General features: G+C 68.9%; 22 protein-coding genes. 17 read left to right on the top strand and 5 right to left on the bottom strand.

The features are described from left to right. Positions 1 to 62: 62 nt before the first annotated feature. The 3 genes from U1T56_RS16745 to U1T56_RS16755 form a co-directional block, all read right to left on the bottom strand. Positions 63 to 1,478: a sensor histidine kinase gene (locus U1T56_RS16745; RefSeq protein ID WP_418160634.1), complete on the bottom strand. Its 1,416-nt coding sequence runs from the start codon at positions 1,476 to 1,478 to the stop codon at positions 63 to 65. Beyond that, positions 1,456 to 2,157, bottom strand: a complete 702-nt coding sequence (locus U1T56_RS16750; RefSeq protein WP_418160635.1) for a winged helix-turn-helix domain-containing protein — start codon at positions 2,155 to 2,157, stop codon at positions 1,456 to 1,458. Before U1T56_RS16750 ends, U1T56_RS16745 begins: the two co-directional genes overlap by 23 nt. 108 nt (positions 2,158 to 2,265) lie before the next feature. Further along, entirely contained in the window at positions 2,266 to 3,690 is a 1,425-nt protein-coding gene (locus U1T56_RS16755; protein WP_418160636.1) for a DegQ family serine endoprotease, read from the bottom strand. 280 nt (positions 3,691 to 3,970) lie between these two features. On the opposite strand from U1T56_RS16755, the gene U1T56_RS16760 reads away from it, so the two are divergent. The 4 genes from U1T56_RS16760 to U1T56_RS16775 all read left to right on the top strand — a co-directional run bounded on the left by U1T56_RS16760 (position 3,971) and on the right by U1T56_RS16775 (position 7,351). Continuing rightward, on the top strand, positions 3,971 to 4,762 hold the full coding sequence (locus U1T56_RS16760) for a nitrilase-related carbon-nitrogen hydrolase (RefSeq protein WP_418160637.1): 792 nt from the start codon (positions 3,971 to 3,973) through the stop codon (positions 4,760 to 4,762). A 104-nt stretch (positions 4,763 to 4,866) separates the two neighbouring features. Further along, positions 4,867 to 5,721, top strand: coding sequence for a universal stress protein (locus U1T56_RS16765; protein WP_418160638.1), 855 nt, complete (start codon positions 4,867 to 4,869; stop codon positions 5,719 to 5,721). 45 nt (positions 5,722 to 5,766) lie between these two features. Further along, the gene (locus U1T56_RS16770) at positions 5,767 to 5,952 is read left to right on the top strand and encodes a hypothetical protein (RefSeq protein WP_418160639.1); all 186 of its coding nucleotides are present in this window, start codon (positions 5,767 to 5,769) and stop codon (positions 5,950 to 5,952) included. Positions 5,953 to 6,055: 103 nt separating this feature from the next. Continuing rightward, positions 6,056 to 7,351 (top strand): OmpA family protein, encoded by a 1,296-nt coding sequence (locus U1T56_RS16775; RefSeq protein ID WP_418160640.1) that lies wholly within the window; start codon positions 6,056 to 6,058, stop codon positions 7,349 to 7,351. 12 nt (positions 7,352 to 7,363) lie between these two features. Here U1T56_RS16775 and U1T56_RS16780 read toward each other — a convergent pair whose 3' ends face one another. Beyond that, entirely contained in the window at positions 7,364 to 7,873 is a 510-nt protein-coding gene (locus tag U1T56_RS16780) for a plastocyanin/azurin family copper-binding protein (protein WP_418160641.1), read from the bottom strand. Positions 7,874 to 8,072: 199 nt separating this feature from the next. Here U1T56_RS16780 and U1T56_RS16785 point away from each other — a divergent pair, with 199 nt between their 5' ends. The 13 genes from U1T56_RS16785 (at position 8,073) to U1T56_RS16845 (ending at position 20,734) form a co-directional block, all read left to right on the top strand. After that, the gene (locus tag U1T56_RS16785) at positions 8,073 to 8,717 is read left to right on the top strand and encodes an MlaC/ttg2D family ABC transporter substrate-binding protein (protein ID WP_418160642.1); all 645 of its coding nucleotides are present in this window, start codon (positions 8,073 to 8,075) and stop codon (positions 8,715 to 8,717) included. Between the two features lie 129 nt (positions 8,718 to 8,846). Beyond that, entirely contained in the window at positions 8,847 to 9,446 is a 600-nt protein-coding gene (gene betI, locus U1T56_RS16790; protein ID WP_418160643.1) for a transcriptional regulator BetI, read from the top strand. A gap of 126 nt (positions 9,447 to 9,572) precedes the next feature. Then, the gene (locus U1T56_RS16795) at positions 9,573 to 10,511 is read left to right on the top strand and encodes a choline ABC transporter substrate-binding protein (protein ID WP_418160644.1); all 939 of its coding nucleotides are present in this window, start codon (positions 9,573 to 9,575) and stop codon (positions 10,509 to 10,511) included. Positions 10,512 to 10,584: 73 nt separating this feature from the next. Next, on the top strand, positions 10,585 to 11,433 hold the full coding sequence (gene choW, locus U1T56_RS16800) for a choline ABC transporter permease subunit (RefSeq protein ID WP_418160645.1): 849 nt from the start codon (positions 10,585 to 10,587) through the stop codon (positions 11,431 to 11,433). 4 nt (positions 11,434 to 11,437) lie between these two features. Further along, positions 11,438 to 12,622 (top strand): choline ABC transporter ATP-binding protein, encoded by a 1,185-nt coding sequence (choV, locus tag U1T56_RS16805; RefSeq protein WP_418160646.1) that lies wholly within the window; start codon positions 11,438 to 11,440, stop codon positions 12,620 to 12,622. 316 nt (positions 12,623 to 12,938) lie between these two features. Beyond that, positions 12,939 to 14,966 (top strand): calcium-binding protein, encoded by a 2,028-nt coding sequence (locus tag U1T56_RS16810; protein ID WP_418160647.1) that lies wholly within the window; start codon positions 12,939 to 12,941, stop codon positions 14,964 to 14,966. A gap of 188 nt (positions 14,967 to 15,154) precedes the next feature. After that, positions 15,155 to 16,165, top strand: a complete 1,011-nt coding sequence (locus U1T56_RS16815; RefSeq protein WP_418160648.1) for an ABC transporter permease subunit — start codon at positions 15,155 to 15,157, stop codon at positions 16,163 to 16,165. A 3-nt stretch (positions 16,166 to 16,168) separates the two neighbouring features. Next, a complete protein-coding gene (locus tag U1T56_RS16820) occupies positions 16,169 to 17,080 on the top strand; it encodes an ABC transporter permease subunit (protein WP_418160649.1) in 912 nt (303 codons plus the stop codon). A 4-nt stretch (positions 17,081 to 17,084) separates the two neighbouring features. After that, positions 17,085 to 18,095: an ABC transporter ATP-binding protein gene (locus tag U1T56_RS16825; protein ID WP_418160650.1), complete on the top strand. Its 1,011-nt coding sequence runs from the start codon at positions 17,085 to 17,087 to the stop codon at positions 18,093 to 18,095. Further along, complete coding sequence (locus U1T56_RS16830; RefSeq protein WP_418160651.1) at positions 18,092 to 19,078, top strand: dipeptide ABC transporter ATP-binding protein; 987 nt, start codon at positions 18,092 to 18,094, stop codon at positions 19,076 to 19,078. Before U1T56_RS16825 ends, U1T56_RS16830 begins: the two co-directional genes overlap by 4 nt. A gap of 27 nt (positions 19,079 to 19,105) precedes the next feature. Beyond that, the gene (locus tag U1T56_RS16835) at positions 19,106 to 19,345 is read left to right on the top strand and encodes a hypothetical protein (RefSeq protein WP_418160652.1); all 240 of its coding nucleotides are present in this window, start codon (positions 19,106 to 19,108) and stop codon (positions 19,343 to 19,345) included. A gap of 227 nt (positions 19,346 to 19,572) precedes the next feature. Next, positions 19,573 to 20,073, top strand: a complete 501-nt coding sequence (locus U1T56_RS16840) for a DUF2937 family protein (RefSeq protein WP_418160653.1) — start codon at positions 19,573 to 19,575, stop codon at positions 20,071 to 20,073. Positions 20,074 to 20,332: 259 nt separating this feature from the next. Beyond that, positions 20,333 to 20,734, top strand: coding sequence for a type II toxin-antitoxin system VapC family toxin (locus tag U1T56_RS16845; RefSeq protein WP_418160654.1), 402 nt, complete (start codon positions 20,333 to 20,335; stop codon positions 20,732 to 20,734). Here the strand turns inward: U1T56_RS16845 and U1T56_RS16850 are convergent, their stop codons facing one another. Next, a complete protein-coding gene (locus U1T56_RS16850; RefSeq protein WP_418160655.1) occupies positions 20,735 to 21,217 on the bottom strand; it encodes an Lrp/AsnC family transcriptional regulator in 483 nt (160 codons plus the stop codon). Between the last annotated feature and the right edge of the window lie 79 nt (positions 21,218 to 21,296).

Genomic DNA, 21,296 nt, shown 5'->3' on the forward strand with positions numbered 1-21,296 from the left:
CCCGGCCAGGCAAGGCCGGCACCGTCCGCATCTTCCCGTAGCCGCCCATGACCACCAGAGCCTCAGGCGGCGGCCGCGTGGCGCAGCTCGACGGCCTCGGCCGGCGGCGCCGGGCGGAAGGTCAGGCTCACCTTGAGGCCGGGCATGTTATCACCGAGCTCGAGCCTGGCGTCGTGCAGCTTGGCCACCGCCTCGACCAGGCTGAGGCCGAGCCCGCTGCCCGGCGTGGAGCGCTGCGGGTCGAGCCGCACGAAGCGCTCCTTCGCCTTCTCCCGCAGCTCGGGCGGGATGCCGGGCCCGGTGTCGGTGACGGTGACCGACGGAGAGGGGGTGCCGCTGGTGACGATGGTGACGATGCCGCCTTCGGGCGTGTACTTGACGGCGTTGTCGGTGATGTTGGCGATCGCCTGCGCCACGAGCTGCCGGTGGCCCTGGATGACGGCACCCTTGCCGCCGACGAGCTGGAGCGAGATGCCGCGCTCCTCGGCGAGCGGCTCGTAGAGGTCGACCACGTCGCGGGCGAGCTCGGTGAGGTCGATCCGCTCCCATTCGCCGTGCTGGGCGCCGGCCTCGGCGCGGGCGATGGCGAGGAGCGCGTTGAAGGTCTCGATCAGGCGGTCGGCGTCCTGGAGCGTCGCCGCGAGCAGATCGCGCATCTCCTCGGCGGAAGGCTCGCCCATGAGCGTCACCTCGATGCGCGAGCGCATGCGGGTCAAGGGTGTGCGGAGATCGTGGGCGATGTCGTCCGTGACCTGACGCATGCTGACGAGCAGACGCTCGATGCGCTCGAGCATGGCGTTCAGATTCTGCGCGAGCTCGGTGAACTCGTCGCCGCCGTCGGTGCGGATGCGCTGGCTGAGATCGCCCGCCATGATCTGCGCCGTCGCACGGTTGATCCGCTCGAGGCGGTTCAACATCCAGCGGCTCATGATGAGACCGCCGACGATGCCCAGGACCACCATGACGCCGAGGCCCAGGAGGATCGCCATTCCCATGAGCTTCTGCGTCTGGACGTTGTCGTGGACGTCGCGGCCGACGAGCAGCCGGCCACCGCCGTCGAGCGTCACGATCTCGGCGACGGCGACGTGGGCGATGGGCAGGCGCCGCCCGCCTGCCGTGACCTGCACCTCGAAGCTCGAGAACGAGCCGCTTTCGGCCTGACCGATCGGGAACCGGTCGAGATTGCCGGCGAGATAGCTGCCGCTGGCGTCGACGAGAAGATAGATCGCCCGCCGGTTCGGCTCGGCGGCGGCGCGCTCGCTCACGGCCGACCTGAGGGCGCCGAGCCCGCCGCTGTCGTACTGCTCGAGCAGCCACGCCACCTCGTCGCTGATTGTCTCCCTGGTCTGACGCTCCATGAAGCGCACGCTCGCCATGTAGACGACGAGGAGGAGGCTCGCCGCCGACAGGCTGAACAGGCCGAGATAGGCCAGCGTCAGCCGGAAGGTCGAGGTGCTAAGCGGCCTTGTCCGGAGCACGCAGACTGTATCCCGCCCCGCGGATGGTATGGATTAGGGGATGCGCGAAGCCACGGTCGATCTTCTGCCGCAAGCGGCTGATATGAACGTCGATCACGTTGGTCTGCGGATCGAAGCGGTAGTCCCAGACCTTCTCGAGCAGCATGGTCCGGGTCATCACCTGCCCGGCATGGCGCATCAGCACCTCGAGCAGCTTGAACTCGCGCGGCTGCAGATCGATCGGCTTGCCGCTGCGCTCGACCCGCCGCGAGAGCAGATCCAGCACGAGATCGTCGTAGCGCAGCACGGTCTCGGGCCCGCCACCTTGGGGCGCGGCGCCGGCCTTCCTGCGGCCGAGCGCCTCGAGCCGGGCCAGGAGCTCGGAGAAGGCGTAAGGCTTTGCGAGATAATCGTCGCCGCCGCTCCTGAGCCCCTTCACCCGCTCGTCCACGTCGCCCAGCGCCGTGACGAACAGGACCGGCGTCTGGTTGCCGGTGGCGCGGAGCGTCTTCACCATGTTGAGCCCGTCGAGCTCGGGCAGCATCCGGTCGACCACGAGCACGTCGTAATCGGCGCCGGCGGCGAGGAGCAGACCCTCCTTGCCGTTGTGCACGACGTCGACGTTGTGGCCGCTCTCCTTGAGCCCTTTCGCCATGTAGCCCGCGGCGTCGCGGTCGTCCTCGATGACCAGCACGTGCATGTTCGTTCCCTCCTGCCCAAGGTGGCCTGCCGGCTCGTCCGACGCAAGCGTCCCGTGACATCGGGCCGGGTCGGCGCCGCCGATCCGCGCCCGATGTCCTGCCGCCGCTCAAGAGGTCGCGAACGGGATCGCCTCGAACCGCTCGGTGCCGTCGCGCGAGATCAGGAGCAGCACGGCCTTCTTGCCTTCCTCGTGCGCCTTGCGCACGGCGGCGAGCACGTCCTGCGGTCGGCGGACCTCCTTGTGGTCGACGGAGAGGATGATGTCGCCCGGCTGGATGCCCTTGGCCTCGGCCGGCCCGCCGGGCATCACCTGGGCGACCAGCACGCCCTTGACGTCGGCATCGATGCCCAGGCGCTGGCGCTCCTCGGGTGTGAGCGGGGCCAGCGCCAGACCGAGCTTGGGCTGGTCGGAATTCCTGTTCTCCTGCTCGCCGCTCGCGACCTGCTCCTGCGTCGGCATCTGGGCGATCGTCGCCTCGAGCGTCCTCTCCTTGCCGTCGCGCCAGACGACGATCTGGGCGGTCTTGCCGGCCGGGACCTCGGCCACGGCGCGGCTGAGCTGGGTCACCTTGTCGATCGGCCTGCCGTTGAAGGAGAGGACGACGTCGCCGCGCTTGATGCCGGCCTTCTCGGCCGGGCTGCCGCTCTGCACGTCGCTGACCAGCGCCCCCTTGGGCTTGTCGAGGCCCAGGCTCGCGGCGAGATCCTCGTCCACGCTCTGGATCTGCACGCCGAGCCAGCCACGCTCGACCTTGCCGTCGTCCTTGAGATCGTCGATCACCTGCTTGGCGAGGTTGGAGGCGATGGCGAAGCCGATGCCGATACTGCCGCCCGAAGGCGAGAAGATCGCGGTGTTCACGCCCACGACCTCGCCCTTGAGGTTGAAGGTGGGCCCGCCCGAGTTGCCGCGGTTGATGGGCGCGTCGATCTGCAGGAAGTCGTCGTAGGGGCCGCTGCCGATCTCGCGCCCGGTGGCCGAGACGATGCCCGCGGTGACCGTGCCGCCGAGGCCGAACGGGTTGCCGACCGCGATGACCGTGTCGCCGACCCGTACCTTGCTGCTGTCGCCGAAGGTCACGTAGGGCAGGTTTCTCCCGGCGTCGACCTTGAGGAGTGCCAGGTCGGTCTTCTCGTCGATGCCCTTGAGCTTCGCCGGCAGCTCGGTGCCGTCGTCGAGCGAGACGATGATCTTGTCGGCCCCGCCCGCGACGTGCGCATTGGTCACGATGTAGCCGTCGGGGCTGATGATGAAGCCCGAGCCTTCGCCGCGGATGTGCTGGCGGGGCTGCTGGCGGGGCATCGGCACGACGGGCTCGCCGAAGAAGCGCTCGAAGAACCGGCGCAGCTCGGGGTCCATGTTCGGGATCTGCGGCCCACCCATCTCCTCGACGGTCGCGACGCGATCGATGCGGACGTTGACCACCGCCGGCTTGACTGCCGCCACGAGGTCGGCGTAGCCGCTGTTGGCGTAGGTGGTCGTCAGGTTGGCGTTGGCCGGTGGCGGCATCTGCGCCGTGTCTGCGAGAGCCATGCCGCTAGCGAGTACGGCCACGATCGCAGCCGAAGCCAAAGTCTTTGCACGGACGAGTTTCAACATACGGCTCGAGCCGTCAAGTCGGCGAAAGGTAGACATGGCGAGCTCCAGTTGCGCTGCAAGTTACGCTGTCGGTGCGTGGTGAAGTGGTTCTTGCTGGATGTCATATAGATTAACAAAATTACTCGATCATATCCGTTAGATTACGTAATTGTTATAAAAGAACAAGTCCGATCCCATGCACGTGAGTCGAACGTGAACTGGAGATTTGAAACGCATGCGCATCGCCGCCCTCCACGGCGCGCCGCATTCCGGTGACGTCGCCGCGAACCTCGCCCGGATCGACGGTTCGGCCGCGGCCGCGGCGGCACGAGGGGCGGAGCTTCTGGTCTTGCCGCAGTTCTTCCTCGCCGGCGCTCCGAGCGAGGGGCCTTCGGCATCGCAGCTCGCCCAGACCTCGGACGGGCCGGGCGCCCGAGCCCTCGCCGCGATCGCTCGGGCGCGTGCCGTGGCGATCTTGTGCGGTTATCTGGAGCTCTGCACCGGGCGCCTCTACGATTCCGCGCTGCTCGTGGACGCTGCCGGCTGTGCTCGCGCCAACTATCGCCGCACCCATCTCCGCCCGGCGGAGGAGGCGGCAGGACTCACCCGCGGCCACTGGCTCTCGGTGGCGCCGCTCGGCCAGGAGAAGCTCGGCATCCTGATCGGTGCCGACATCGAGGCGCCGGAGCCCGCGCGAGCGCTCGCCCTCGCCGGCAGCCGGATCCTGGTCGTGCTCGCGGCGCACGGGCCGGAGGCCGCGATCGTCGGCTCGGCGCTGCTGCGGACGCGCGCTTTCGAGAACGCCTGCCCGCTCGTCTACGCCAACGGCAGCACGGCGGCGGGAGCGCCGCGGAGCTGCCTTCTGGGCCAGGACGGAAGCGTCCTGGCCGAAGCGGAGGCCGCCGGGCTCGTCGTCGCCGACTTGCCGGTCGCAGCGGCGCCTCCGGCATCGCGGCCGCGCCGGCGCCCGCGCCTCTACCAGAAGCTCGCGGCCGCGATCCCGAGCGAGGACGGGCCTAGGGTCTGACCGACTCGGCACCGAGATTTCATTGGCATCGTGGCGGGGCGGGGCGATAGTCGGACGCGAGCCCCAGAGGGTGGACGCGGCTCACTCAGCATGGAAGGGGACCCATGCGCACCATCCTGGTCAATCTCGAGATCAGCCCGGTGCTCGATTCGGTGCTCGAGAGCGCTCTTCTCGTCGCGAAGCGCTTCGGCAGCTACATCGAAGGGCTGCACATGCGCCCGGGCCAGCCCGACATCATCGCCGCTGGCGCCGACGGCTTCGTGGCGGCAGCGCCCGATCTGGTCGCGAGTTTCGAGCGCGAGGCGCGCGAGCGCGCCGAGCGAGCACGGCAGATCTTCGAGGCGTTCATGGACCGGCACGGCCTGGCGCGCGGGACGGGCGCTCCTGCCGGCGGCATTTGCGCCGACTGGCGGATCGAGAGCTCGAGCGGGCACGCCGCGATCGGCAGCATCGGCCGGGTGTTCGATCTCATCGTGCTCGGCCGCCCGCTCCAGGATTCGGTCTCGCCCAGCATGGCCGCTCTCGAGACGGCGCTGTTCGAGGCCGGCCGCCCGCTCCTGATCGCCCCGCCGCAGCCGCCGCGCACGATGGGCGACAACGTCGTCGTCGCCTGGAACTGCAGCACCGAGACCGCGCGCACGGTGGCCTTCGCCATGCCGATCCTGACCCAGGCGCAGCGGATCACGGTGCTCACGGTCCAGCGCGGCACCGTACCGGGCCCGAGCGCTGCCGAGCTCGCCCACAACCTGCAGCGGCACGGGCTCAATGTCGACTGGCGCGAGGTGCCGCCGGGCACGCGCAGCGTAGGGGAAGCGATCCTGGAGGAGGCGGCCGGGCTCGGCGCCGATCTCCTGATCAAGGGTGCCTACACCCAGAGCCGGCTGCGGCAGATGATCTTCGGCGGTGCTACGAGCCACATCCTGGCCGAGGCCGAACTTCCCGTCATCATGGCGAACTGAGCAGCGCCGGCCCGCCCTTCCCGGCCTGCCGAACGCAGCAACGTCATGAGCCTCGCCGTGGTGCGGCATGCGCTCGCCGCCATCGTCCGGGTCGGCGGCCCGCTCTTCGGTTGTCTCGTTCCGTGCTCCAGCCGCGGCGAGCTCGCCGCGGCCGAGCAGCAGCGCTTGCACGAGAGGATGCTCGGCCTCCTGACGGCAGCGATCGGCGACAGCAGCCGCTATCGCGGCTGATGCGCGAACGCCTTGGATCGAGAGTTGAACGCAAGGCAGGTCGGTTTTACAAGAAGGTGTCCGCGCAGCGCTGCTTGCGCGACGGAAGCACGAGGAACGCCCGATGGTCGATCGGAACGCTGACGGGACACGGAGCAGCGCATGGCTGCGGTTCCGAGCACCGCTCGCCGGTGTCGTCCTCGTCATCGCGCTCGTTCCGCTGCCGATGGCGGCGCTGCCGCTCCTCCTTCGTCCGGTCGTGGGCGCCGGGCCGCTTCTCGCCGCCGAGCAGGAGCCTGCAGCCTCGCTCGGCCAGAGCGCCGACGAGCTGAAGGCAGCGATCGCCGAGATCAAGCGGCGGCTCGCGGAGCAGCGTCAGGCGGCCGCCACCGAGCGCCCCGCGGCCGACCTCGCCGAGGAACTGAAGGCGGCCCGGCTGCAGATCGAGCGGCTGACGCAGACCATGGCCGAGCTGCGCGGCGAGCGCGATGCGCTCCGCAGCCAGCTCGCCGACGCGCGTGGCGAGCAGCAGGCGCTCGAAGGCCGGCTCGCCGCAGCCCAAAAGGAGCTCCTCGAGAAGGAGGAGGGCCTGAAAAAGGCGGAGACCGAGCTGGACCGGGTCCGGGCGGAGAGCGCACGGCTCACCGAGCGGCTGGCGCAGGAGAAGCAGGCGGCCGATGCGCTGCTTGGGCAGCGGGAGGCGACGCTCAAGAGCGAGCTCGATGCCACCAAGGCCAAGCTCGCGGCCCTCGCCAGAGAGGCGGACGATCTGCGCAGCGTGGCGGCCGCCTCGGTGGAGGAGGTCAAGAGCCTGGGCGAGCAGCTCATCACCGCCCTCGGCGAGAACAAGGCGCTGACGGCGGCGGTCCGCGAGCTGCACGCGAGCAAGGATCTGCTCGACAAGGAGCTGCAGACGGCCCACGCCGGCGCGCAGGCCGACGGCGCCCGGACCGAGCCGGCTCGCGGCGAAGCCATGGCCGCGCCGGCCGCGGCAGCCGCGCCTTTGACCAAGCTCGAGGCCTCCGATGTCCCCGCCGTGACACTCGAGCCCGCAGCCGGGCCGGTCACGACCGAGGCTGCCATGACCAGGCTCGACGGCAGCGCTTTCGTCAGCGGCGGCGCCGAGATCCGCCCCGAGGCGGCGCCGATGCTGCAGGCGGTGGCGACGTTCCTGAGCGCCCACCCCGGCAGGGCGATCCGAATCGTCGGCCATACCGATTCCAACGGCGATCACGAGGCCAACCGGACCCTGTCGCTGCGGCGGGCCGAGAAGGTACGGGACTATCTCGCCGCCGAGCTCGGTTTCGATGCCGCGCGGATCAGGGTGGAAGGGGCCGGCGAGGACCAGCCGATCGCATCCAACGACACCGCCGCCGGCCGCCGCGCCAATCGCCGGGTCGAGATCTACGTCGTGCCCTGACCGGCGACGGCCTCACTCGTGACAGTCGTCCCGGTAGTCCGGTCCGAGCCGGCAGGCGGCTTGCGCGAACAGCCGCTCGAACACCTCGGTCGTCATCGGCGGATGGCGCACCGCCCGTGCCGATCGCCAGTTCGCCAGCCGGTCGCCGACCAGGATCAGCGCCACCATCCCGACCTGGTAGTGGGCCGGGCATTTCAGGCCGTAGACGCCCGGCCGCTCCAGATGGAGCACCATCGGCTCGCCCATCTGGCTGCGCCACGGCTTCACGCCTTCGGGCAGCATGCCGGGCACGGACTTGACGGCATGCTGCCGGCTGTCGGGCTCGAACCGCACATCGTCGCCGGGCTGGACGAGCAGCAGGGGCGGTTCGAACCGGAACCGCCCCGCATCGTCCTCGGTGATCAGATGCACCACGTGCTCCGCCGCCCGCGCGGCATGCTCCACGACACCGGGCATCGCCAGCAGCGCCAGCGCTGCGAGCGCGCCCGTCCTGATCGCCGCCATCCGCCCCCTAGCGCCCATCGCTCGATCTGCTCGCCAAGAACCGCCCTTTCGAGGGCTCATTTGAGGGCAAAGCCGCCGGCTGGCGAGACACGTGCTGTCGCGGGAGCATCACATGACTGTGCGCACCGTCACAGCCTTAACCCGATCTTCAGGGGCAGGATGCGACAAGACCCCAGAGACGATCGGTGGGTCCCGTCGGGATGATGGAGGTTCGATCGTGAGCATCGGGAGAACGCGGCGCGCCGCCTTGGCAGGGATGTCGCTCGCGGGTATGGCCATCGCGACCGGACTCGGGGCGGGCAGTGTCGAGGCGGCTCCGGCAGAAGCGCCCGAGACGTTCGTGCAGAGCTTCGCGGCCAACGTGCTGACCGTGCTGCGTGATCGCGCGCGGCCCCTTGAGGAGCGCGTGCACAAGGTCGACGCGCTCGTGAGCGGCGGGGTCGACCTCGACCGCGTCGCACGCTTGGCACTCGGCCGCTACTGGCGGAGTGCCGCCGAGTCGGAGCGCCGGGAGTTCGCGGCGCTGTTCAAGGCCGCCATGCTCGCGAGCTACAGCCGCCGCTTCGATGCCTATGCCGACCGGCGCTTGCGGGTCGCCGGCGCCACCCCGGCCGGAGAGAGCGACGCCATGGTCGAGAGCTATCTCGAAGGCGGCGGCAGTCCCGTCCGCCTCGACTGGCGGCTGACGCCGGCCGGCGGAAGCTGGCGCATCCTCGACGTCGTGGTCGAGGGGGTGAGCCTGCTCGTGACCTATCGGAACGAGTTCGCAGCCGTGATCGAGCGGGGCGGCGGCAAGGTCTCGGCTCTCCTGGCCGAGCTCCGCGGTCGGATCGACGCCGGGCATCTTGCGCTCACCGGCTGAGCGAGGAAGCGCCGAGCCAGCGGGCGACGCGGCCCGTCTCTCCTCTTTCGCTGCCCCTGCTGATTTTTGATTGCTCGACCAATCAAGAATCCGCATAATGGGTGCGTACGGCAGGGAGGAGAGTGGCGGATGCCCAAGATCGGCATGGAGCCGATCCGCAAGCGACAGCTCATCGAGGCGACCATCGCCTCGATTCACGCCTATGGCTTCGCCGACACGACGATCGCCACGATCAGCCGCGAGGCCGGCGTCTCGCCGGGCATCATCCATCATTATTTCGGCGGCAAAGGCGCTCTGCTCGCCGCCACCATGCAGGCCCTTCTGATCGAGTGGCGCAGCTACGTCGTCGCGGCGCTCCGGGCGGCCGACGGCCCGAAGGCGCGCATCGAGGCGATCATCGACGCGAGCTTCGCCGAGCGGCAGTTCCAGCCGCAGGTGATCGTGACCTGGCTCGCCTTCTGGGGCCAGGCACCTCACGATGCCATGCTGATGCGGCTGCAACGACTCTATGCCAATCGTCTGAAGAGCAACCTGCGCTACGATCTGCGCCGCCTCGTGGCTCCCTCGCGGGTGGATGGCGCCACCTTGGGGCTCGCCGCGCTGATCGACGGGTTGTGGCTGAGCTGCGCGCTCGGGCATCCCGGCCTCGGCGCCGAGGCTGCGCGCAAGCTCGCCAAGGACTATCTGCATCGTCAGCTCGCAGAGAAGGTCGATGGCGAGCTTGCCTGAACGCCACCGCCTCGGTACCTGCGGCGCGGACGGCATCATCCGGCCTTTCCAGCGCATGCGTTCCCCGGCGTGGTCGTCCGTCGTACGTGCTCCGAACTCAGCCTCGAGCCCGAAAAGGAAACAGGGATGCTAGGAAAAGCCCTCTTGGGCGCGCTCAGCGCCGTGCTGATCAGCTCCGCTGCTCTTGCGGCCGATCCGGCGAGCTGCAAGGCCGTGCGGTTCTCGGACGTCGGCTGGACCGACATCACCGCCACGACGGCGCTGACCTCGGTCGTGCTCGAAGGGCTGGGCTATCAGCCCAAGTCCGAGATCCTTTCCGTGCCGGTCACCTATCAGAGCCTCAAGAACGGCGACATCGACATCTTCCTCGGCAACTGGATGCCGACGATGGAGGCCGATATCGCTCCCTACAAGAAGGATGGCAGCGTCGAGGTGGTGCGCGCCAACCTCGAGGGTGCGAAGTACACGCTCGCGACCCTGAGCTACGAGGCCGAGAAGGGTCTCAAGGACTTCGCCGACATCGCGAAGTTCAAGGATCAGCTCAAGGGCAAGATCTACGGCATCGAGCCCGGCAACGACGGCAACCGGCTGATCCAGAAGATGATCGACGAGAACAAGTTCGGCCTCGGCGGCTTCGAGCTCGTCGAGAGCTCCGAGCAGGGCATGCTCTCCCAGGTCGAGCGCGCCTCGCGCAGCAAGGAGCCGATCGTGTTCCTGGCCTGGGAGCCGCACCCGATGAACGTGCGCTTCAAGATCACCTATCTCACGGGTGGCGACGAGGTGTTCGGGCCCAACTTCGGCGGCGCCACGGTCTACACCAACGTGCGCAAGGGCTACCTCCAGGCGTGCCCCAATGTCGGCAAGCTCCTGCAGAACCTCGCCTTCACCCTGCCGATGGAGAACGAGGTGATGGGTAGCATTCTCGACGGCGGCAAGGAGCCGGCGGAGGCCGCCACGGCCTGGCTCAAGGCCAACCCGGCGATCCTCGATGACTGGCTCGCCGGTGTGACCACCATCGACGGCGGCGACGGGCTCGCCGCCGTGAGGAAGCATCTGGGTCTCTGATCACGCGACGCGCGGGCCGGCCGTCCCCCGCCGGCCCGCGCCAAGAAGTCCGGCAGCGGACGGGAGGTGAGGGATGGACTGGCTCACGGCCTACAAGATCCCGTTGGGGACGTGGATGAAATCGCTGGTCGATCTCCTGAACGCCCACGCGGCCGGCTTCTTCGATCTCGTCTCCTGGGCACTGGGCAGTCTGATCAACGGCTTCACCGCCCTTCTGGTCGCGATTCCGCCGCTCCTGCTCGTGGCGCTCCTCGCCGGCCTCGCCTGGCTCCTGCACCGCTCGTGGAAACTCGCCGCCTTCGTCGCAGCCGCGCTCCTGCTGATCGCGAACCTGGGCTACTGGCAGGAGACGCTCGAGACCCTGTCGCTCGTCGTGACCGCGACCGTCCTGTGCATGCTGCTCGGTGTGCCGCTCGGCATCGTCGCGGCGCACCGACCGCGCTTCTACACCGTGCTGCGGCCCATCCTCGACCTCATGCAGACGATCCCGACCTTCGTCTATCTCATTCCTACACTTATCCTTTTCGGTCTCGGAGTCGTGCCTGGCCTGATCTCGACCGTCGTCTTCGCGATTCCCGCTCCCATCCGGCTCACCTATCTCGGCGTGAGCCGCGTCCCGCAGCCTCTGATCGAGGCGGGCGAGGCGTTCGGCGCCAGCCGCTGGCAGCTCCTGTGGAAGGTCGAGCTGCCAGCCGCGCTGCCGACCATCATGGCCGGCCTCACCCAGTGCATCATGCTCTCGCTCTCGATGGTGGTGATCGCCGCTCTCGTGGGTGCGGACGGGCTCGGCAAGCCGGTCGTGCGGGCGCTGAACACGGTCAACGTCGCGCGCGGCTTCGAGGCGGGGCTCGCCATCGTCCTGCTCGCCATCCTTCTGGACCGCCTGTGCCGACGGCCGGGCTCCGCGGGCGAGGGGGCCTGAGCCGATGCCCGCGGTCGCCTTCCAGAACGTCGACATCGTCTTCGGCGACAAGCCGGAGCTGGCGCTGCCCCTGATCGATCGCGGTCTCAGCCGCGAGCAGATCCTGGCCGAGACCGGCCAGGTGCTGGGCGTCGCGGGCTGCACGCTCGCGGTCGAGCGCGGACAGATCTGCGTACTCATGGGTCTTTCGGGCTCCGGCAAGTCCACGCTGCTGCGCGCCGTGAACCGGCTCAACAAGGTCGTGCGCGGCTCGGTCCTGGTCGAGGACGACGGCAGGGCCGTCGACATGGCGCGCTGTGACGGCCGCACACTGCGGCGCCTGCGCAGCCAGCGTATCGCCATGGTGTTCCAGCAGTTCGCGCTTCTGCCCTGGCGCACCGTGGCCGAGAACGTGGCGTTCGGGCTCGAGCTGCGCGGCGTGCCGCGCGCCGAGCGCGAACGCATCGTCCAGGAGAAGCTGGCCCTCGTCCATCTCGAGCGCTGGGCCGGCAAGCATGCCCACGAGCTCTCGGGCGGCATGCAGCAGCGCGTGGGCCTCGCCCGCGCCTTCGCGACCGATGCCGACATCCTGCTCATGGACGAGCCGTTCTCGGCGCTCGATCCCTTGATCCGCGACCGGCTCCAGGACGAGCTGCTCGAGCTGCAGGCGAAGCTGCACAAGACGATCGTCTTCGTGAGCCACGACCTCGACGAGGCACTCAAGCTCGGCAACACGGTCGCGATCATGGAAGGCGGCCGGATCGTCCAGGCCGGGCCGCCCGAGGTGATCGTCACTCAGCCCGCGACCGAATACGTCCGGAGCTTCGTCGCCAACGTCAATCCGCTCAACGTCCTGCGGCTCGGTACGCTGATGCGGCCCGTGACGAGCCTCGGGCGCGACGGGGACGGGATGGTCCGGATCGATCCGCGCATCCATCTGACCGCGCGTCTCGACGGATCGGGTGCGCTCGCATCCGTCGACGGGGCCGGTCTGCCCTTGCGCCCGCTGCCGGAGATCGAGCCGTTCACCGACGGCACCAAGCCCACCGACTGGCTCCTGGTGGCATCGCCCGAAGCGCCGATGCGGCTTGCCATCGATGCGGTGCGCATGAGCGGCTGGCCGGTTCTCGTCGTCGACGAGATGCACCGCGTGCTCGGCGTCGTCGGCATCGACGAGCTTCTGGAAGGGCTCCGCCGACGCTCCGCCTGACCGCGCAAAAGCTTGCGATGCGAACCCGCCCTTGCAGGGCGGGTTTTGCTTCGATGCAAGAAAATTATTTTGGGGCAATAGCTTATACGGTTATCCTGTGTAGCTGCTTGCGAATGTGCAATCAAGTTGAAGTAATATCTAGCTTTAACGATATATAACCTAAGATAGAAAAATTCGTTTGAATTTACCGTCTTATTTGTATAACGTTCATTTCAATCAGAGGATGAAGATCTCTGGGGTCCCATCGCAGACGTCAGCATGGCGTGTGAGGGAGAGGGCGGCCGCCAACGGACCGCTCCACAGGAGGCACGACACCATGCAGGCTGAGACTGCGCTCGGGAGGCGGCAAGCACCCACCGCCTCCCGCGAGCCGGGCGACCTTGCCGAAGGGCAGGGCGCCTGGCCCGCGCGGCTGCGGCGGCGGGAGCGGCAGGAGTTCGCGACTCCGCTCGCCGCGAGCTTCCTGGGCCTGCTGCTCGTCCACGGCATGCGGTCCGCCGTGGCCGCCGAGCCGGCCGGAAGTGTACCGGTGCCGGCCGATACCGCGGCGGGTACGGACCACGACCATGCGAGTGCGCTTCCGCCGGCCGCTCCGACCGTGATCGCGATGCCGACGGCAGCGCCGACGATGGCGCCGGGCTCGGTGCTGTCTTTGGGCGGGCTGATCGATCCCGCAGCGCTCACTCGTCTTTCCGGTGAGGCGCGCCTGGCCGATCTCGCTTTGCCGCATCCCGCAGGTGCCGCGCCGGCGGCGCCTGCGCTTCCCGACGACCCGGCGCCGCCGACTGCGGCCGATCTCTCGCTCGGCGGCGGGAGCGTGATCTTCGCCGCGCCGTCCTTGGGGGTATCGGACACGACGGCCGGCAGCGACGAGCCGTCGATCGACCCGATCGGCCGCTACTACCAGGGCGGCAGCAGTGACCAGACCGTCGATCTGACCGACGCGGACGATACGTTCGTCGGTGGCGCCGGCAACGAGCATGTCCGGGGACTGGGCGGCGCCGACCGGCTCGACGGTGGCGATGGCGACGACTGGCTCGAGGGCGGAGCAGGGAACGACACCCTTCTCGGGGGGGGCGGCGCCGACCGGCTCGAGGGCGGCGACGGCGACGACCGGCTCGAAGGCGGCAGCGGCGATGACCGCCTGCTCGGCGGCGCCGGCGCCGATCATCTGCTCGGTGGTCCCGGGAACGACTGGCTCGAGGGCGGACCGGGCTACGACCGGCTCGAGGGCGGGCCCGGCGACGACATGCTCGTCATGGACGATCCGTTCGACACGGCGAGCGAGCTGCCACCGGAGGCCGGCGGCGGCGGGAACGATACCCTGGTGGTCACGGACGGCTACGCGAAGGGGCTCGTCGGCTCGTCGCTGGGCCTGGCGCCGGACGGGCGGGCCACCTTCGTGCTCGGCAGCATCGACGCCGCCTCGGTGCCGGCGGGTCTCGCCGGCTACCGCCAGCTGGTCGACGGGGACATCGAGAACATCCGGCTCGAAGGCGGTGTCGCGCACGATGTCCTCGCCGGCGACGGAGCCAACGTGATCGCAGGCAACGACGCCGCCAACCACCTCTATGGCGGTGGCGGCGACGACCATCTCCTGGGCGGCGGTGGCGACGACTGGCTCTATGGCGGTGGCGGCGACGACCGGCTCGAGGGCGGCGGTGGCGCGGATACACTCGATGGCGGTGCCGGCGACGACGTCTACGTGCTGGGCCTCCGCGAGGCCGCGCCGGATACGATCTTCGACCAGGAGGGCGTCAACACGCTCCGCCTCGAGGGCGCCGATCCGGGCCTGCTCCACGCCGCGATGTCGGGGAGCGATCTCGTGCTGAGCTACGGCGAGCAGACGGTGGCCACGTTGCGCGACTACGCGGCCGATGCCGGGCATTTCGCCGGAATCGATCTCGGCGATGGCGTGCAGCCGCTCGAGGATTTCATGACGAGCCCCGCGACGACGGGCGCTTCGACCACGGGTGCCGCGGAGACGGGTGACTGGCTCGCCGGTTTCCTGCCCGACCGGGCCGGTACGGTCCCGTTGCCCGATCCTTGGACCCTGGCTGCGGAAGCCGCGGACGATTCCAGCCCCGAGGGACCGAGTGGAACCGTGCCGGACGTGGATATGGGGGCGGCCATCTCGCAGCCGATCGACACGCTGCAACGGCAGGGGCAAGGGCTGCTGCCGGCGGCTCTGCCCGATCACCCCATCATCGGCGGCGATCTCTGGCTGCCCGTCGATCCCCTGCCGGATGCCGGCCTCGATCTTCTCGGCCACGTGCCGTCGTCGGACGAGGCGGCTGCCAGCTCGCCCGTCCGGAGCGCGTCCGAGCGCGATCTCGCCGCCTGACGCATCGTCCACTCCCGGATCGGAGGCCGCCCGCGGTTCGTGCTGGCACCGCGGCGGCCGAGCCACTACCTTGCCCGACGTGAAATCCGGACTCGTGGACGGCAGGCTGGGGCATGGACGAGCGGCGGAACCATCGCGGACGGGCCGGGACGGTCCCGGCGGGCCGGTGTGAGGGCAGGAGCTGAGCCATGCTGCGCTTCCTCGCGGCACGGCTCGGCGTGCTGATCCCGACCTTCCTCGGCGTCACCTTCGTCGCCTTCATCCTGATCCGGCTGGTACCGGGCGATCCCATCATGATGATGGTGGGCGAGCGCGGCCTCTCGCCCGAGCGCCATGCCGAGCTGATGACGCAATACGGCTTCGACCGGCCGCTCGTCGTCCAGTACCTTCTCTTCCTCGGCCATCTGCTGCAGGGCGATCTCGGCCGCTCGATCGTCACCCGCGAGCCGGTCCTGCGCGAGTTCCTGAACCTGTTCCCGGCCACGGTCGAGCTCTCGCTCGCCGCCATGCTGCTCGCCGTCGTGATCGGCCTGCCCGCCGGGATCGTCGCCGCCGTCAAGCGCGGCTCGGTGTTCGACCACACCGTCATGGGCATCTCGCTCACCGGCTTCTCGATGCCGATCTTCTGGTGGGGCCTGCTCCTCATCATCCTGTTCTCCGGCATCCTGCAATGGACGCCGGTCTCGGGGCGGATCTCGCTCCTCTACTATGTCGAGCCGGTGACCGGCTTCATGCTGATCGACAGCCTCCTGAGCGCGGACGAGGGGGTTTTCCTCTCCGCGCTCTCGCACCTCGTCCTGCCGGCGATCGTGCTCGGCACCGTGCCGCTCGCGGTGATCGCGCGCCAGACCCGCTCGGCCATGCTCGAGGTCCTGAGCGAGGATTACGTCCGCACCGCCCGTGCCAAGGGCCTGCCGCCGCGCCGCGTCATCGGCCTCCATGCGCTCCGGAACGCACTCATCCCGGTCGTGACGGTGATCGGCCTTCTGATCGGCACGCTCTTCGGCGGCGCCATCCTGACCGAGACCATCTTCGCCTGGCCCGGCATCGGCAAATGGCTGGTCGATTCCATCGCGCGGCGCGACTATCCCTCGGTCCAGGGCGGGGTGGTCCTGATCGCGAGCATCGTCATGCTGGTCAATCTCGGGGTCGATCTGCTCTACGGCCTGATCAATCCCCGCATCCGCCACGCGAGGTGAGCCATGAGCGAGCGCGCCGAAGCCCTGGCCGAGCCTCTGGCGATTGCGGCCCCCCCGTCGCCCCTGGCCGAGTTCTGGCACTATTTCCGCGAGAACGGCGGCGCGGTCGCGGGGCTCGTCATCGTCGTGCTCGTGGTGCTGGCGGCCCTTCTCGCACCCGTCCTCGCCCCGCACGATCCGACCATGCAGTACCGCGAGGCCTTTCTGAAGCCGCCCGCCTGGGCCGCGGACGGCTCCTGGACCCACCCGCTCGGCACGGATGCGGTCGGCCGCGACATCCTCTCCCGCATCATCCACGGCTCGCGCTTCTCGCTCCTGATCGGTGCCGTGGTCGTCGTCCTCTCCTTGAGCCTGGGCGTGGTCCTGGGCCTCGTCGCCGGCTTCGCCCGCGGCTGGGTCGAGACCTTGATCATGCGGCTCATGGACATCGTCCTGGCGCTGCCGAGCCTGCTTCTCGCCATCGTCATCGTCGCGATCCTGGGCCCCGGCCTCGTCAACGCCATGATCGCCGTCGCCGTCACCTATCTCCCGCAGTTCACGCGGCTTGCCCGCGCCTCGGTCATCACCGAGCTCTCCAAGGAGTACGTGATCGCGAGCCGGGTCGCCGGTGCCGGCACGGCGCGGCTGATGTTCAAGACCGTGCTCCCGAACTGCTGGGCGCCTTTGATCGTGCAGGCGACGCTGGGATTCTCGAACGCCATCCTCGATGCCGCGGCGCTGGGCTTCCTCGGCCTCGGCGCCCAGCCGCCCACGCCCGAATGGGGCACCATGCTGGCGGACGCGCGCGAGTTCGTCTTACGCGCCTGGTGGGTCGTGACCTTCCCGGGCCTCGCCATCCTGATCACGGTGCTGGCCTTCAACCTCATGGGCGACGGTCTGCGCGACGCGCTCGACCCCAAGCTCAAGCGGAGCTGAGGCCATGCCGGCGACACCTCTTCTCGAGATCAGGAACCTGTCGGTCGAGTTCCGCACGGCGCTCGGACCGCTCTACGCCGTGGACGGGGTCGATCTCACGGTCGAGGCCGGCGACGTGGTCGGCATCGTCGGCGAGAGCGGCTCCGGTAAGAGCGTCTCCATGCTGGCCGTGATGGGCCTTCTGCCCTGGACGGCCAAGATCACCGCCGACCGGCTCGCCTTTCAGGGGCAGGACCTCCTGCGCCTCGCCCCGCGCCAGCGCCGCCGCCTGATCGGCAAGGATATGGCGATGATCTTCCAGGAGCCGATGAGCTCCTTGAACCCTTGCTTCACCGTGGGCTTCCAGCTCACCGAATCCTTGCGGGTGCACGAGGGCCTGAGCCGCAGGGCGGCGCGGGCAAGGGCGGTCGAGCTCCTCGCCAAGGTCGGCATCCCGTCGCCCGCGGACCGGCTCGAGGCCTTCCCGCATCAGCTCTCGGGCGGCATGAACCAGCGCGTGATGATCGCGATCGCGATCGCTTGCAACCCGAAGCTCCTGATCGCCGACGAGCCGACCACGGCGCTCGATGTCACCATCCAGGCCCAGATCTTGGATCTCCTCCTCGAGCTCCAGCGCGAGCGCGGCATGGCGCTGATCCTGATCACCCACGACATGGGTGTCGTCGCCGAGACCGTCGACCGCGTCATCGTGCAGTATGCCGGCCAGCAGGCCGAAGCGCAGGACGTGAACGGCCTGTTCGCCGATCCCATGCATCCCTACACGGCAGCCCTCCTCGCGGCGCTGCCCGAGCGCTCGGTCGGGCGTTTCCTGCCGACCATCCCCGGCGTCGTGCCGGGCGTGCTCGACCGCCCGAAGGGCTGCCTGTTCAGCCCGCGCTGCCCCAACGCCACCGAGCATTGCCGGCGCATCCAGCCCGTGTTCGGGCACGGGCCGCGCGGGCGGGTGCGTTGCCACTATCCTCTGACCCGCGGTATCCCGGAGAATCATCCCGGCCGTGCGGAGGCCGCGGCATGACGGTCGCATCGGAGCGGGTCCTCGCGGCCGAAGGGCTGGAGCGGCGCTACACGGTGGGCGGCGGCCTGTTCCGCAAGTCCGGCGAGGTGCAGGCCCTGCGCGGGGTGAGCTTCGGCCTGGACCGCGGCCGCACGCTCGCCGTGGTCGGCGAATCCGGCTGTGGCAAGAGCACGCTCGCCCGCGTCGTCACGATGATCGAGCCGCCGAGTGCCGGCCGGCTCGAGATCGACGGTACCGATCCGCAGAAGGCCGACGAGGCCGGGCGCCGGCGGCTGCGCCGCACCGTGCAGATCGTGTTCCAGAATCCTTATGGCTCGCTCAACCCGCGCCGGAAGATCGGCGACATCCTCGAGGAGCCTCTGGTCATCAACAGCGACGCGGACCGGACGGCGCGGGCCGAGGCCGTGCGCGAGATGATGCGGCGGGTAGGCCTGCGCCCCGAGCAGGCGCGACGCTATCCGCACATGTTCTCGGGCGGCCAGCGCCAGCGTATCGCCATCGCCCGGGCGCTGATGCTCCGGCCCAAGATCGTGGTGCTGGACGAGCCGGTCTCGGCCCTCGACCTCTCGATCCAGGCGCAGGTTCTGAACCTTCTGGTCGAGCTCCAGGACGAATTCCGGCTCGCCTATCTCTTCATCGCCCACAACCTCTCGGTCGTGCGCCATTTCGCCGATGAGGTCATGGTGATGTATCTCGGCCGGGCGGTGGAGCAGGGCAGCCGCGATGCGGTATTCGAGGCACCGCAGCATCCCTATACACGAGCGCTCCTGGCCGCGAGCCCGGTGGCCGACCCGTCGCGGCGCGGCGAGCGCACGAAGCTCTCGGGCGAGCTGCCCTCGCCCTTGAACCCGCCGCCCGGCTGCGTCTTCCACCCGCGCTGCCCGCTCGCCAACGCCCGCTGCCGGGCCGAGGTGCCGCGGCTGCAGATGCTGAACGGCCGGCTCGTGGCCTGCCATGCCGTCGAGGAGGGACGGGCGGCATGATGGCTACAACGCCCTGTTGATTCCGACTTGCCGGTTCTCATTCAGGACGACAGTCTGGAGGTCAGCGGGCAATCGGTCGCCGCGCGCATGGTGTGGGATCCGGACGTGAAGCGTTCGATCATCGGCGCCTTGGACGTGCTGAGCAGTCTCCTCGCCGTCCTGATGCTGCTGGCAGGCACCGTGATCGGTGGCCGCGCTGGAGCGGTAGAAGGGGCTGCGATCGTCGGGCCGTGGCGGGGTTCCTCATCAGCTTTGTCGTCGTCATGATAATGTTCGGGACGCTGTTCCTCCTGCTGGAGATCAACGGCAACTTGCGCGCCATCCGCACGGCGCTCACCGAAGCGCAGCGGCCCGAATAGCCGGCATCCGCTTCTGGTGCCGCGTATCATCATGGATGCAGGCGAGGCTTCGACACACCCATACGGGATTGTCGTGATGCAGCGCCGTCTCGGCAGGATGACGAGGCGGCCACTCGAGAAGGGAGGGTCAGCCGGATGCGCTTCTTCCGCGACCTCACGCTGCTCGTCCTCGCCCTCGGCGGGGCCATCGGCTTCAGCCAGGTACCGCGCTTCGTGCAGGAGTACGAGCAGCGGCTGGGCGGCGCGCTGCAGGAGGCACGGCGGCAGCTCGGCCGCTTCGATGCGCTCGCCCAAGGCGAGGGCCTGCCGCTGGAGGCGCTGGGGCGGAGGCTCGAGCGGAGCGCCGACCCGGCCGTGGCCGGAATGGGGCGGGTCGTGGCCGAGCAGGCCGGGCGTGTCGAGAGCCTGACCCGGCAGGCGGAGGCGCTGGGTGGGGCGAGCCGGTTCCTGAAGCCCCTCGTCCTCCTCCGGCACCACGACACGGAACTCCTGGCCGCGACCTGGGCCAAGTACGAGTACACGCTCACCCTCGACGTCGGCTTCGCCGCGCTCGGGGCGTTGGTAGGGCTTCTCCTCAATGCCCTGCTTTGGGCGAGGCCGGGGCGGCGTGCGGCGCAGCCGTTGGCGCGCTCGTAAAAACCGAATGCGTTGACCATGGAAGGCATGATGGAAAACCGCGTCATGAAGGCCTTGGAATTCAAGGCCAAATGCTTGGAGCTGATGGACGAACTGAACGAGCATGGTGGCTCCATCACCATCACGAAGAACGGCAAGCCGTGGCGGTGTTACTCTCCGTTCAACCTCGCCCGCGTACTCTCTGGAGTCTGCATGCCGGTGAGGTGGAGATCCTAGGGGATAGCATCGGTCCGGTCCTGGAGGAGTTCGAGGCGCCGCGGTGATCCTCATCGACACGCATGCGCTGATCTGGCTCGACCGTGGGGACTCTTCTTTGGGCAGGAAGGCGCGCACCGCCGCTGCCGACGCGTTGACGAACAGCCGTCTTCGGGTATCGGCCATCGGCTACCGTGAGGTCGCCCTGTTTGTCGCACAGGGCAATCTCCGCGTTCGTCTACCTGTCGAGCGATGGCGCACGGACCCGATGCAGAATGGGATTCGCGAGCGCATGATCGACGGCGCGCTCGCAATCGCTGCGATCCAACCAGATGGCCTGCATAAGGACCCCGCCGACCGCCTCATCGTCGCCACGGCGCTCTCGCTCGATGCCACGCTGCTCACTGCCGACGAGCATATCCTCGCCTGGCCCGGCCCGCCCCGGCGCCTCGATGCCCGCCTCTGATCAGCGCTGCTCCGACTCGGGCAAGGGCAGGGCGGTGTCGTACTTGACCTCGCGCAAGGTGAAGCTCGACTTGACGTGCTTCACGCCGGGTATGCGGAAGATCACCTCGTTGAGCAGCCGGTCGTAGGCGCGGATGTTGGGGACGTGGACCTTCAGGATGAAGTCGGCGTCGCCCGTGATCGCGTAGCACTCCAGGATCTCCGGCCGGTCCTTCACCGCCTGCTCGAAAGCGGCGAGCGAATCGCGGTTGTGCATCTCGAGATTGATCAGCGTGAACACGCACTCGGATACCCCCACCTTCTCCGGGTCGAGGATCGCGGCATAGCGCCGGATCACGCCCTCCTCCTCGAACTCCTTCACCCGCCGCCAGCAGGGTGAGGGCGAGAGCCCGACCCGCTCGGCGAGCTCCTGGTTGGTGAGCCGTCCATGGCGTTGCAGCGTCTGCAGGATTCGCCGTCCGATCGCATCGCTCACCGCCGACATCGCAAGTTCCTTTCTCAAAGATGCAAGGTTCCGAAAGGATCTTGCTTATTTCATGGTATCCTAAGCAAGCTTTGCAAGA

The organism is Benzoatithermus flavus, assembly GCF_037908215.1.
In the GTDB taxonomy this organism is placed as follows: Bacteria; Pseudomonadota; Alphaproteobacteria; order Geminicoccales; family Geminicoccaceae; genus Benzoatithermus; species Benzoatithermus flavus.